Here is a 14,375-nt window from a genome sequence, read left to right as displayed (position 1 = left end):
ATGATTTGTGAGACAAATTTACGAAACTTTTCTTAAACAGCTTACAAATGCTCTTATTTAATTCAAAAATCATCATCCAGCGTTTAAAATTATGATTATTTCGAGTTGACGAGTGGATGAGTTGCCAAGTAAGGGATAACGTCTGATATAGTAAGGGGGCGTTTCTTCCTATCGAAGAGAGCCTCCCTTCAATGGCAAGAAAGGCTCTCTTCCATAGCAAGAGAGCCTCTTGTTGATAGCTGTTAAGGCTGTCTGATAATCGACATAAGCAATAATTTTTTTAGACTTAACCACAACTTTTTGTGATCAGTGTTGCGTTTCTCTTATTTATTTCTTATCTTTGTGCGTGATTTAATAAATGGTTTATAGCACAAAGAGATGGCTAGAATAAAGACAATAGGTATTCTGACTTCAGGAGGCGATGCGCCAGGAATGAACGCTGCAATACGTGCGGTGACAAGAGCTGGTATATATAATGGATTCAATATCAAGGCTGTCTATCGTGGATATGATGGTTTGATAACAAACGATATAAGACCTTTTACAACAGAGAATGTGAGTGGTATCATCGGACAAGGTGGTACGATACTCAAGACAGCACGCTCAAAAGGCTTCGCAACAGTGGAAGGTCGGCAGACAGCTTACGACAATCTCGTGGCTGAAGGCATTGATGCTCTTGTTGTAATAGGTGGTAATGGTTCGTTGACAGGCGCTATGAAGTTCGCACAAGAGCATGACTTCTGTTGCATTGGATTGCCTGGAACGATTGACAACGACCTTTATGGAACAGATAGTACCATTGGTTACGATACGACAATGAATACAATCATGGAGTGTGTAGACCGCATTCGTGATACTGCGCAGAGCCATGAACGAATCTTCTTCGTCGAAGTGATGGGTCGTGATGCAGGCTTCTTAGCACAGAACTCGGCTATTGCAAGTGGTGCAGAGGCTGCTATCATCCCTGAAGACTCAACTGATGTTGACCAGTTAGCACGCTTTATGGAGCGTGGAATACGCAAGTCTAAGAGAAGTTGTATCGTCATTGTGTCAGAGAGCCCGAAGTGTGGTGCCATGTATTATGCCGATCGTGTGCATAAAGAGTTCCCTGATTACGATGTGAGAGTGTCCATCCTTGGACACTTGCAACGCGGTGGTCGCCCTTCAGCACGTGACCGTATCTTAGCAAGCTGTACGGGTGTTGGTGCCGTTGAGGCTATTATGCAAGGTCAGCGAAACATCATGGTTGGTGTGAGAAACAATGAGGTTGTCTATGTTCCATTGTCTGAAGCCATCCGTTCGGATAAGCCTTTCGATCGTAAACTCATTAAGGTGTTGGACGAACTAAGTATTTAGTCCATTGCTCCGAATGGTCATCTGCAGGAGTGTTACACCTTATTATATATAGAGAGAAGAAATAATAATAAAAAACAAACATATTTTATGTCACAGATTAATGGGCGTATCTCCCAGATCATCGGCCCTGTTATCGATGTATTCTTTGATACTAAGGGAGAGAATCCAGAGCAGGTTTTACCTAAGATTTACGATGCCCTCCGTGTTAAAAGAGCTACTGGACAGGACTTGATTATCGAGGTTCAGCAGCATATAGGAGAGGATACTGTACGTTGCGTAGCCATGGATAATACCGATGGACTGCAACGCGGACTAGAGGTTGTACCAACTGGTAGTCCGATAGTAATGCCTGCTGGAGAACAGATTAAGGGTAGAATGATGAACGTGATAGGTCAGCCTATCGATGGTATGGAACCTTTGAAGATGGAAGGTGCATACCCTATCCATCGTGAGGCACCAAAGTTTGAAGACCTATCTACGCACAAAGAGATGCTTCAAACAGGTATTAAGGTCATCGATCTACTTGAGCCTTATATGAAAGGTGGTAAGATTGGACTCTTTGGTGGTGCTGGTGTAGGTAAGACGGTGCTTATCATGGAGCTGATTAATAACATCGCTAAGGGGCATAACGGATACTCTGTTTTTGCTGGTGTAGGTGAACGTACGCGTGAAGGAAACGACTTGATTCGTGATATGTTGGAGTCAGGTGTTATCCGATATGGCGATAAGTTCCGCAAAGCAATGGAGGAAGGCAAATGGGATCTATCGTTAGTTGACCCCGAAGAGTTGCAGAAGTCACAAGCAACACTTGTCTATGGTCAGATGAATGAGCCTCCTGGGGCACGTGCATCAGTGGCTCTCTCTGGTTTAACAGTTGCTGAGGAGTTCCGCGATCATGGTGGTAAAAACGGTGAAGCAGCCGATATCATGTTCTTTATTGATAATATCTTCCGTTTCACACAGGCTGGTTCTGAGGTTTCAGCGTTGCTCGGTCGTATGCCATCAGCAGTGGGTTATCAACCTACATTGGCGAGTGAGATGGGTGCAATGCAGGAGCGTATTACATCAACAAAGCATGGTTCTATTACTTCTGTACAGGCTGTTTATGTGCCAGCAGACGACTTGACGGACCCTGCTCCAGCTACAACTTTTACCCACTTGGATGCTACGACAGAGTTAAGTCGTAAGATTACGGAGTTGGGTATATACCCTGCTGTAGACCCACTAGGCAGTACCTCTCGTATTCTTGACCCATTAATCGTGGGAAAAGAGCATTATGAGTGTGCTCAGAGAGTAAAGCAATTACTACAGAAGTACAATGAGTTGCAGGATATCATTGCTATTCTTGGTATGGATGAGTTGTCAGATGATGATAAGTTAGTCGTTAATCGTGCTCGTCGTGTACAGCGTTTCCTCTCTCAACCATTTACTGTTGCAGAGCAGTTTACGGGTATCAAGGGTGTAATGGTTCCTATTGAGGAAACCATCAAGGGCTTCAATGCCATCTTGAATGGTGAAGTTGATGATCTTCCAGAGCAGGCTTTCTTGAACGTTGGTACGATAGAAGATGTGAAGGAGAAGGCTAAGCAACTCCTTGCAGCTACGAAGTAATGGGCTTCCATACCGAAATAGAATAATAATAGGATTGTCTATGCTGACACTTAAAATAGTATCTCCCGAAAGAATTGTTTATACTGGTGAAGTCGATAGTGTGCTCGTTCCGGGTACAGTGGGGCAGTTTGAGATTCTCAACGATCATGCTCCTATTATCTCAACATTGGTAGAAGGCAAGGTTGTATATAGTACGAAGGGCACGAAGAACGAGCTTCAAATCGTTGGCGGTTTCGTCGAGGTGAAGAAGAATGAGGTGAGTCTTTGTGTGGAGATATAAAGAGGATTGTTCCTTAGAGACGGGCTTTTAGAATGGTGGAGTATAATAAGGTGTATAAGAGATATTACAAGATTAACGTGTGGATTATCTTTGCGTTATATCTTGTGGGTTTACTTGTTGCGCAGGTGACAGCACATTCCTACTATCTTAATATGCTAATAATAAGTGCATTATTCTCCCTTATCACAGCCTCAATTTATGGAGGAGCTTGGAAAGCAATAGCGACTAGTTCACCAGCAGTATTGGGTAAGTTTTACCTTGCAGGTTCGGCTTTGCGTATGTTACTAGCCTTCCTTACGATTTTGGTTTATGCCATCATTGTAAAGGAACGTGTAATGATTCTGAGCTTTGCGGTCATCTTTATGATTTTCTATCTGGTGCTATTAGCATTTGATACCATCTATTTTTCTAAAGTAGAAAAGAACAATAAAACTAATAATTGACGAATGAAATATCTCAAGCATTTGCTTTGCATGGCTGTAATGCTGTTCTTTCTCTTACCTGGTGCAGCTGCATCTGAGAGTAAGGGAGGCGGTGTGGACTTGCAAGGTATATTGTGGGGACACATCAAAGACTCCTATGAGTGGCATATTACGAATATAGGAGATAAACCTGTCATCATCAATCTTCCAGTTATCGTGAAGACATCAGATGGTTGGTATACAGGTTGGGCAGAAGACTTTGAAGAAGAGCCTTTAGAGCATGGTCCACACGCTGGTTATCGTCCTTGTAAGAATAACCCTAACTTGTTTATAGCGACAAAGGGGGATTATGAACGACGTATTGTTGAATTGAAACCAGATGGAACAGAAGTGCGCCCATTTGATATATCAATTACGAAGTCGGTGTGTGTACTCTTTATAGATGCTATTCTTCTGTTACTTTGTATATTGATACCAGCACGCTGGTGTCGCCGTCACAAGGTTACAGATAAGGCTCCAAAGGGATTCACTGGATTGATGCACATGTTCGTGATGTATGTCTATGATGAGGTGATAAAACCGACATTGGGTAAGGAAGCAGATAAATATGCACCTTACTTATTGACCTGTTTCTTCTTCATCTTTGTGGCTAATGTCATGGGTATTGTACCATTTCCACCGGGTGGAGGAAACCTCACGGGTAATATTACAATTACCTTCTTTTTGGCTATCTGTACCTTCTTAGTAACCAACTTCTCGGGTACGAAGCATTATTGGAAGGATATCTTTTGGCCAGATGTACCCGCATGGTTGAAGGTGCCAGTACCTTTGATGCCAGTGATTGAGATTTTTGGTATCTTTACAAAACCCTTTGCATTGATGGTGCGTCTCTTTGCTAATATGATGGCAGGACATGCTATTGCATTGGCTTTGACCTGTATTATCTTCATCATGGCGACTATGGGTATTGTACTTAGTTCTTCCATGACCATTGTGAGTGTGGGAATGAGTATCTTTATGATGCTTTTGGAGATCCTTGTTAGCTTCATTCAAGCATTGGTATTCACGATGTTGAGTGCTGTATTTATCTCTTTGGCACGTGTTCATGAGCCTGCAGAAGAGAAGGTGAAAGCCTAGGGAAATAAGGATAGAGTAGGGAGTTAATCCTTTGGAATAGTAGTAAGACCTCCCTAATCTATCATGAGTAACGGAATAAATAATAAGAAATAATTAATATTAAAAGTAAAAAACTATGTTGACATCATTGTTATTAGCAGCAGAGACTGCAAAGTTAGGCGCCGCAATCGGTGCAGGTATCGCAGCTGTAGGTGCAGGTCTTGGTATTGGTCGTATCGGTGGTCAGGCTATGGATGCTATGGCTCGTCAGCCAGAGAAGATCGGTGACCTTCGTTCATTAATGATTATTGCAGCCGCATTGGTAGAGGGTGTTGCCTTCTTTGCTGGTATCATCGCCCTTCTCTGCGTATTCTAAACAACGCATGAGGAGTTAGTTAATAAGAGTAATAAGAAAAGTAATTTAGCAGCTTATGTCATTATTATTGCCAGATAGTGGTTTGCTCTTTTGGATGACAATTGTCTTTCTGGTGGTCTTCTTCATCCTATGGAGATGGGGCTTCCCTTCCATTATAAAGATGGTGAATGAGCGCAAGAACTATATAGATGAGAGTCTAGCAAAAGCAGAGGAAGCTAACTTGAGGCTTGCTAATATTCAGAAACAAGGTGAGGAGCTGCTTATGGAAGCACGCGAGAAACAGGCGCAGATACTTCGTGAAGCGTCTCAAACGCGTGATACCATAGTCGAACAGGCTCAGGAGAAGGCGCACGAAGAGAGTGCTCGAATCCTATCAGAAGCCAAGGCTGAGATTGAGAGTCAGAAGCAGGCGGCTATACGTGATATTCGTACACAGGTAGCTGAGTTGTCTGTACAAATTGCTGAGAAGATTCTTCGCAAGCAGTTGACAACATCTGCAGAACAGGCTCAACTCATCGATAGCTTATTGGATGAAGTTGCTTCTTCTAACGGAACAGAAAGTAAATAAACGCTTATGGATACAGGTGTAATATCGGTTCGTTATGCTCGTGCGTTATTCAAGGCTGCTTGTGAACAAGGGCTTGAAGACAAGATATATGCAATTATGCAGACCCTTGCTCAGGCTTACTTGCAAGTAAAGGATTTACGTGTGACCATCGAAAGTCCGATGCTTCCTAAGGAAAAAAAGCGCAAGCTATTGGAAGTAGCCTGTGGTGACAACTGTCCCGAGTTGGTTAGTAACTTCCTTTCCCTTGTACTGAAGGAGGATAGAGAAGACCTATTACAGTTAATGGCAAATGATTATGTTTCTCTGTACAGAAAGCATAAACATATTATCCAGGGTAAGGTCATCACTGCTTCGCCCGTCTCTGAAGAGACAGAGAAGAAGATGAAAGCATTGGTGGAAGCCCGTAGTCAGGGAACTGTTGAGTTCAACACAGAAGTTGATCCATCGCTTATTGGAGGATTCATACTAGAGTATGATACTTACAGGATGGATGCGAGTGTGAAGAACAAACTGAATGCTATCCTCACACAATTAACAAAGTAATAAATTAATAACATGTCAGATAAAATTAAACCAAGTGAGGTGTCTGAGATTCTTGTAAAGGAATTGCAAGGCATTAACTCAGAGGAGAAGTTTGATGAAGTCGGCACCGTGTTGACCGTTGGTGATGGTGTAGCACGTGTGTATGGTCTTCGTAACGCTGAAGCCAATGAGTTGCTTGAATTTGAGAATGGCACTATGGCTATTGTCATGAACTTGGAGGAAGACAATGTCGGATGTATTCTTCTTGGTCCTACAACGGGTATCAAGGAGGGACAAAGCGTAAAGCGTACACATCGTATTGCCTCAATTCGTGTGAATGACAACTTTTTGGGACGTGTGGTAAATCCTCTGGGAGAAGCTATTGATGGTAAAGGTGATATAGACTTGACCGACTCTTTCGAGATGCCATTGGACCGCAAAGCTCCTGGTGTGATTTATCGTCAGCCAGTGAAAGAACCTCTCCAAACAGGTTTGAAGGCTGTCGATTCAATGATTCCTATTGGTCGTGGTCAGCGTGAGCTCATCATTGGTGACCGTCAGACTGGTAAGACTGCTATTGCTGTTGACACCATTCTCAACCAAAAGAGTTTCTATGAGCAAGGTAAGCCAGTATATTGTATTTATGTTGCCATTGGTCAGAAAGCATCTACAGTCGCAACATTAGTGCAGAATCTAAAGGAACGTGGTGCATTGCCATATACGATTATCGTGAGTGCAACGGCGGCTGATCCTGCTGCTATGCAATACTATGCTCCATTTGCAGGAGCCGCTATTGGCGAGTATTTCCGTGATCGTGGTTACTCTGCCCTTGTCGTTTATGACGACTTGTCAAAACAAGCTGTTGCTTATCGTGAGGTATCTTTGATTCTTCGTCGTCCATCAGGTCGTGAGGCTTATCCAGGTGATGTATTCTATCTACACTCACGTCTTTTGGAACGTGCAGCGCGTATCAACGATCAGCAAGAAATTGCCGAGAAGATGAACGATCTACCAGAGAGTATGAAGGGACATGTTAAGGGTGGCGGTTCTTTAACAGCCTTGCCAATCATTGAGACGCAAGCTGGTGACGTATCAGCCTACATTCCAACGAACGTGATTTCCATTACCGATGGTCAGATTTATCTTGAGACAAACCTTTTCAATCAGGGCTTCCGACCAGCTATTAACGTTGGTATCTCCGTATCTCGTGTAGGTGGTTCTGCGCAGGTGAAGAGTATGAAGAAGGTGGCGGGAACACTGAAGATAGATATGGCACAGTATCGTGAGCTAGAGGCATTCTCAAAGTTCTCTTCTGATATGGATCAAGTGACAGCAATGACACTCGACCGTGGTCGTAAGAATAACCAGCTATTGATACAACCTCAGTACAGCCCAATGCCAGTAGGAGAGCAGATTGCGATACTCTATTGCGGTGTACATGGTTTGATGCGTGATGTTCCTGTTGATCAGGTTCGCCATTGTCAGGAGCAATTCCTTGATAGTATGCGTTCTTCTTATGCCGATGTTATCAGTTCCCTTGCTGCAGGTCAGTTGGAAGATTCTTCTATAAAGGTAATTGAGGAAGTCATGGGCAATATTGCCGGACAATATAAATAAGACAAGAAGAAATGGCATCGTTAAAGGAAATAAAGACTCGCATAGCCAGTGTCCAAAGCACGCGTAAGATTACGAGTGCAATGAAGATGGTAGCATCGAGTAAGTTGCATCATGCACAGAATGCAATCGAGAATATGCTCCCTTATGAAGCGATGCTCGAGCATATTCTCAAGGCTTTCCTTGTCTCTACACCGAATACTGAGACTCCTTTTGATGTACAGAGACCTGTGAAGCGCGTAGCCTTACTTGTGTTCTCTTCTGATAGTTCGCTCTGTGGTGGATTTAATGCGAATGTCATCAAACTCATGCAGCATACAATCGATGATTATCATGCTCAAGGTTTATCTAACGATGATATAGTTATCTATCCAGTTGGAAGAAAGGTTGCAGAAGCGGCAAAGAAGCGTGGTTACACCTGTGTTTGTCCGTATCCACACCTTGCTGATAAGCCTAATTCGGAAGAGTGTCGTAATATTGCGAAGGAGCTTGGTCAGAAGTGGCTAAAAGGTGAGTTTGATAGGGTAGAGATGATTTATCACCACTTTAAGAGTGCTGGTAGTCAGATTCTACAGTCTAAACCTTTCTTGCCAATAGATCTCAGTGAGGAGTTAAATCGTGATAATGAGCGTGACCTATCATCGGATGTTTCAACCAAAGCAGCGCAAGACTATCTGAAGAAAAAAGGGCAAACCAATCAGCATAAAACTGATAGTGACGTTGTTGTTCCATTGAATGATGACTTCATTGTGGAGCCTGATTTACCTACAGTATTGCAGGCTTTGGTACCAAAGTTACTCCATCTCATGGTTTATACAGCCCTTTTGGATAGTAATGCGTCAGAGCACGCTGCCCGTATGGTGGCTATGCAAACAGCAACGGATAATGCTGATGAATTACTTCGTTCGCTCAACTTGCAATATAATAAGTCGCGTCAGGCAGCTATTACATCCGAGTTACTGGATATTGTTGGAGGTACGGTGAATAATTGATTTTGCCATTGCATAGTATTTGTGATGGGATATTATCTTATAAAAAAGGTACAGACTTCTTCATAGTCTGTACCTTTTCTATTTCAAAAGTATGAAGAATATAGTAATCAATGTGATGATTGCTTTAAACGATAGAAAGATTCTGACGACTATTTTACAGGAATAGTTCCATCGTTTTAATAAGGTCTTTAGGACAGCTCGCTGAGAACTACTTGACCTAACAAAGAAGCTCTCGCAACTGATTATAAGAAATATTTGATAGTTTTATAGAATGGGTCGGGCAATTTTATAAAGCCTGCAGATAGTAAAATGAAGACAGCTCATCAATCGCTTTTAATATATGCAATAATATGCAGGAATAGTTACTATTGTTTTCAAATTAAGGGTGTAATTGTGAAAAATATCATCATATTTATCTTTTAATATTTCATTTTTGTATCTTTGCGATTGTTATAGTCTGATAACAACAAGTATTGTCAAATCTTAAAAAGATATCGTTATGGCACACCAAAAAAGATTTCTTCTTGATGAAAAAGATATCCCTACGCAGTGGTATAACATCCAGGCAGATATGCCAAACAAGCCACTTGCACCGCTAAATCCTGCTACTCATGAGCCTATGCGAGTAGATGATCTTGCAAAGATATTCAGTAAAGAATGTTCTAAACAGGAGTTAGATACAGAACACGCATGGATAGATATTCCAGAAGAGGTACTGGATATGTATAAGTATTATCGTTCCACTCCGCTTGTACGTGCCTACGCTTTAGAAAAGGCATTGGATACGCCTGCCCACATTTATTTTAAGAATGAAAGTGTAAATCCTTTAGGTTCGCACAAAGTAAACTCCGCTATTCCGCAATGCTACTATTGTAAGAAGGAAGGAGTTACCAATGTTACGACGGAAACTGGCGCTGGGCAATGGGGTGCAGCCTTGTCTTATGCTGCGAAAGTCTTTGGATTAGAGGCAGCAGTCTATCAAGTGAAGATATCAATGCAACAGAAACCTTATCGTTCGCTCATCATGCGTACCTTTGGAGCTATGGTCGAAGGGTCGCCCTCCATGTCAACGCGTGCTGGAAAAGATATTGTAACACGTGATCCCACTCATCCTGGTTCGTTGGGAACAGCTATCTCTGAGGCTATTGAACTAGCAACAACAACTCCAAATTGTAAATATACTTTAGGTTCTGTGATGAATCATGTAACATTACATCAGACGATTATTGGGCTTGAGGCTGAGAAACAAATGGAAATGGCGGGAGAATATCCCGATAAGGTAATTGCTTGTTTCGGTGGAGGTAGTAACTTTGGAGGAATTGCTTTCCCCTTTATGCGTCATAACATCTTCGATGGTAAGAAAACGGAGTTCATTGCAGCAGAACCTAATAGTTGTCCCAAGCTGACAAGGGGTAAGTTTGAATATGATTTTGGTGATGAAGCTGGCTATACTCCCTTATTGCCAATGTTCACATTAGGTCATGATTTCAAACCCGCCAATATCCATGCAGGAGGTTTGCGCTATCATGGTGCTGGTGTCATCGTCAGTCAGCTGATAAAAGATGGCTATATGCATGGGGTCGACATCCCACAATTAGAGACATTTGAGGCAGGTATTCTCTTTTCGCGCACTGAAGGAATCATTCCTGCACCTGAGAGTTGTCATGCAATCGCAGCAGCAATACGTGAAGCAAATAAAGCAAAAGAAGAGGGCAAGCAGCAGGTTATTCTCTTCAATCTTTCTGGTCATGGGCTTATTGATATGACTGCTTACGATAATTATATTAATGGTGATCTGAGAAACTATACGCTGTCAGACGAAGAAATTAAAAAGAACCTTGAGACTGTCCCTAAGATATAATACTTTTACTTAATCAAAAAGAGTCGTATCAACCCAATAATGTGTAATGATACGACTCTTTTCTTTACATAAAGTAGTATAATTCTATCAGTTTTGTCCTAATGTTTCTGGAAGAATCTAAAGGGATTTTGTTTATCCAGTCCTATCATAAAGCTTAATCGCCTTGCTTGAATGCGATTCTTTTTAATTCCTTTTGGAATGATATTCCCATATAATTGTTGATGTTGATAGTCTGTTTTTTAGGGATGGTCAAGCCCCGTAAAATTAGGCGAATATCGTTTCTAAAAAAGGTACTATCGTTTCAAAGAAAAAGTACTATCGTTTTGCTCAAAAAGTACTATCGTTTTCATGAAAAGGTAGTATCGTTTTCTAAAAGACCTACTATTGTTATTTTCTTTCCCATTTCAGGTTTCTTTCGTGAAGATATTATTTGATTTGTCAAATATGATGAACGCATAAAAAAGGTCGGTTGGAAGAAGTTCCAACCGACCTTATGATTTGTTTTTATCGTAGAGTAATTCTACTTATTTGTCATGTTACATGACAACAATCTTCTTACCATTATGGATGTAAATACCCTTCTTTAAGCCCTCAGGTGTTGTACCATAACGATGACCTTGTAGGTCATAATAGTGATCATCCTTAGTCTGAGGTCTAACACTGATATATTCTATTGCTGTGTTAGTATTCTTTCCATCGCCCAAATCATCTGGCTGATCAGGATTTGCGATGAATCTAATCTCCTCAAGCGGAATATTCAACTCAATGGTAAACTTGTTATTGTCGTGATTTATCTCACCAGCGTAACGACCATTATAGTTGTCAATCCATGCTGTTACAGTGTGCTTACCAGGTGTCGCAACCCATTCATTTCCTTGCTGACCACCATTTGCCGTCACCTTTGCAAAGGCGTGCGACCTCACACCCTGGGTGTAATTATCCGACCACGTAATAACGTCTGTATTGTTATCAATGATAAATTCAACTCCTAATTGCTGACCGGCAGGTGCATCTTGATCACCAGCATTGGCAACATAAGCAGAGAAATTTACTCTATCACCTGGCTTGATACTCTTTTTGTTCATGAGAATCTTGGTAACGACAAGGTCGTAACCACCTGTAACAGGGGTGAATGATCCCTTATCATCAGCAGATTCGAGTACATTAAATCTCTTTGTTCGGAGATTATTGTCCTTATTTATGTCATCGGACAAATAGTTGCGGTAATCAACTTCTGCGACGATTGTATGACCGCCAGCTTGCGCTGTCCAAGTAGTGTTTGTTGTTATAATGATAGGCTGATTAGCTTTCAGACCATTCTTATAGTTCGTTGAGATGTAACTATCTTTGCCATCCACCGTAACTCTTACGCCAATACTAACTCCAGCAGGGATATTCTTGTTAGAAACAACTGCCGTCTTGAATGTTACTTGGTCACCTTCTTTAAGATTCGTATTACCATTTGCATTCTCCCAACGTAAGCCTTTAAGCATAATGTCATAGTTGGTAATGCCTTCCATTGGATCAACCAGGCCACCGCCTTGATTCTTATCAGCTTCTGGTGCCTCTGGAACTTTGTAACTTACATCTGTTAGATAATCATAGTTAACAGCCTTTGCACGATCCTTATTATTGTCAGTCCATAAAGGCCATGTTTGATTGTTGCCAACCTTATCAGAACTTACGTTTGCAATCTTAAGTCCATCGATGAACTTAACGTTATCGTTCTCTAAACGGATAGCACCTGTTGAGTGTTCCCATGTAGAGTACTTCGTTGTTTGCCCCGCAAGAGAAGCCCCTAGAATCTCAGTATTCTTAAATACGATATCAGTTGGACCTTTAATTATACGAATCGCATCGAAAGGAGAGTCATATATTTTCGTGTTATTGAAGGTTACGTTACGCACACCACCTCTGACATCAACGGCTGCAAGATCCTCATGCCAGCTATCATCATTCGTACCGCAACGTACAAGCACGTTATTATCAAAGCTGATGTTCTGTGTAGCTTGGAATTTCGGACCTCTAAAGTTGTCGTTCAAATGGATACCTGATGCCATAAACATATCAGCAAGGTAGTTGTTGTAAACCTTATGTCCGTCACCACCATAGATGGCAATACCCCCCGCACGCCATATAAATTCAATTGTGTTATAGGCGAAAGTGTTATTCTTCTCATCATGTGCTCCTAAATAATCGTCATTCCACATTGCTAGTCCATCATCGCCATTATTGCGAATACTACAATTATATACAGTAGCATTTGATGTTCCTTGACAGAAGTTCACACCATCCGCAAAGTTGTTGCGGATTCGACAATTATAAATCTTCAAATTATTGCTATAATCAATCGTTCCATTATAGTCAGCAATCCAGAAACCACATTCAAAATGATCCTCCCAAATGTCATGAATAGCACTTCCACCTTTGAAAACATCCATGAAACATTTGTAGACAGCCTCTTGGTTATAACGACTTCTCAGACTAGAATTGATGTAAAAGTTGCTAATATCCATGTTCTTGCAGTAGTCATCAGGACCATGTTTGCCATTACCGCCAGAGATACCGCCACCAGATTTGTTAGGATTGGTAAACTTAAGGTTTGTGTACCATATACCAGCACCAGTAATCTTTACGTCTGAACCAAACATATACCATATACCACTAAGCTCATAAGTACCTGCTGGAATGTAAAGTTTCTTAGAACCTGCATCGGCATCCTTTAGAGCTTCCTCGAAAGCCTTCAGATAATCTTTGCCATGAACATATTGTTTATATTTAGAATCGGTGACACTAATTGCACCTGCTGGGCGTTCGATCTCTTCTGGAACAATCTCCGTTTCGATGAAATCGACACCATATTTCAATCCTTTTGCGCCAGAACTCTGAATGCGAATACGGTCATTAGGGTGTAAAGGCTTATTCAAAAGGAAGTGAGTCTCATCAAAGGCGAAACATCCAGGACCACCATCATTTGAATCAGAAGGGTGACCACCAGAGAAATATTGCCACATATAATAAGAAGTAAGGTCAATCGTCTGCACTTTCTTATCATTGATATAAACATCTAATGAACCATCTTGCCCCATACCATTTGATGTATCAGGCAATGTGAAACGCAGTGTAACACCATTGGCAGAAGTCTTCATCGTCCATTCAGCATACGAACCATTTGATGGTAATTCTATATATGACTGCTTAGAAGCCTGCGTTGCAATATCCATGCGTTTCCAGTTTGTGGATTTAACAAGAGTAGCTCCGCCTCCAAGCCTTGCCGTCTCAGAATCGTAACGTGTGTAAGGCATTAATGCTCCTACACGTCCATTGGCATTTGCACCAGGTACAGTAACTTCATCTGCATAGCTTGCATGCATCATGAGGGTTCCTGTAAGCAAAAGTGTTAATGCTAACAACAATTTCTTTTTCATACTTTCACTAAATTTTGTTTTTAACAAGAGAGTTATAAATACTCAGTATAAACTTTTCGTTTACAAATATAGAACATTCCAATTAGCCGTGAGAGTTAAAAAATAATATTATAAACAATATCCAACTAATACAAAATTAAAACTACTGATTATCTGTTAGTTATATTCGGATAACTGCTTGCTTGTATAAAAAAAGAAAGTAACCTTTTCTTACAATGATGCTACCAAT

Annotated in this window: 12 protein-coding genes; 11 read left to right on the top strand and 1 reads right to left on the bottom strand. The window is 41.3% G+C overall.

Going from position 1 to position 14,375, the window contains the following annotated elements:
• Positions 1–378 precede the first annotated feature (378 nt).
• From pfkA to F0475_RS10635, 11 genes are all read left to right on the top strand, one after another.
• Complete coding sequence (gene pfkA / locus F0475_RS10685) at positions 379–1,356, top strand: 6-phosphofructokinase (RefSeq protein WP_155716622.1); 978 nt, start codon at positions 379–381, stop codon at positions 1,354–1,356.
• Between the two features lie 87 nt (positions 1,357–1,443).
• On the top strand, positions 1,444–2,967 hold the full coding sequence (gene atpD, locus F0475_RS10680) for a F0F1 ATP synthase subunit beta (RefSeq protein ID WP_009435631.1): 1,524 nt from the start codon (positions 1,444–1,446) through the stop codon (positions 2,965–2,967).
• Positions 2,968–3,007: 40 nt separating this feature from the next.
• Entirely contained in the window at positions 3,008–3,247 is a 240-nt protein-coding gene (gene atpC / locus F0475_RS10675; RefSeq protein ID WP_004381651.1) for an ATP synthase F1 subunit epsilon, read from the top strand.
• Positions 3,248–3,279: 32 nt separating this feature from the next.
• Entirely contained in the window at positions 3,280–3,690 is a 411-nt protein-coding gene (locus F0475_RS10670; protein WP_009435625.1) for a hypothetical protein, read from the top strand.
• 3 nt (positions 3,691–3,693) lie between these two features.
• Entirely contained in the window at positions 3,694–4,806 is a 1,113-nt protein-coding gene (gene atpB, locus F0475_RS10665; protein ID WP_036895622.1) for a F0F1 ATP synthase subunit A, read from the top strand.
• Between the two features lie 115 nt (positions 4,807–4,921).
• Positions 4,922–5,161, top strand: coding sequence for an ATP synthase F0 subunit C (gene atpE / locus F0475_RS10660; RefSeq protein WP_009435615.1), 240 nt, complete (start codon positions 4,922–4,924; stop codon positions 5,159–5,161).
• Between the two features lie 55 nt (positions 5,162–5,216).
• A complete protein-coding gene (gene atpF / locus F0475_RS10655) occupies positions 5,217–5,729 on the top strand; it encodes a F0F1 ATP synthase subunit B (RefSeq protein WP_009435626.1) in 513 nt (170 codons plus the stop codon).
• 6 nt (positions 5,730–5,735) lie between these two features.
• Entirely contained in the window at positions 5,736–6,272 is a 537-nt protein-coding gene (locus tag F0475_RS10650) for a F0F1 ATP synthase subunit delta (RefSeq protein ID WP_155716621.1), read from the top strand.
• Between the two features lie 12 nt (positions 6,273–6,284).
• Entirely contained in the window at positions 6,285–7,868 is a 1,584-nt protein-coding gene (gene atpA / locus F0475_RS10645) for a F0F1 ATP synthase subunit alpha (RefSeq protein WP_155716620.1), read from the top strand.
• 11 nt (positions 7,869–7,879) lie between these two features.
• On the top strand, positions 7,880–8,857 hold the full coding sequence (locus F0475_RS10640; protein WP_155716619.1) for a F0F1 ATP synthase subunit gamma: 978 nt from the start codon (positions 7,880–7,882) through the stop codon (positions 8,855–8,857).
• Positions 8,858–9,356: 499 nt separating this feature from the next.
• Positions 9,357–10,718 carry a TrpB-like pyridoxal phosphate-dependent enzyme gene (locus F0475_RS10635; RefSeq protein ID WP_155716618.1) on the top strand — a complete coding sequence of 454 codons (1,362 nt, stop codon included), beginning with the start codon at positions 9,357–9,359 and terminating at the stop codon, positions 10,716–10,718.
• Between the two features lie 536 nt (positions 10,719–11,254).
• On the opposite strand, the gene F0475_RS10630 is transcribed toward F0475_RS10635, so the two are convergent.
• On the bottom strand, positions 11,255–14,146 hold the full coding sequence (locus F0475_RS10630; protein WP_155716617.1) for a right-handed parallel beta-helix repeat-containing protein: 2,892 nt from the start codon (positions 14,144–14,146) through the stop codon (positions 11,255–11,257).
• Positions 14,147–14,375 lie beyond the last annotated feature (229 nt).

The organism is Prevotella vespertina (assembly GCF_009728485.1).
Taxonomy (GTDB): Bacteria; Bacteroidota; Bacteroidia; order Bacteroidales; family Bacteroidaceae; genus Prevotella; species Prevotella vespertina.
Note: the sequence above shows the minus strand (reverse complement) of the source record. Positions and strands in the feature narration are given on the sequence as shown.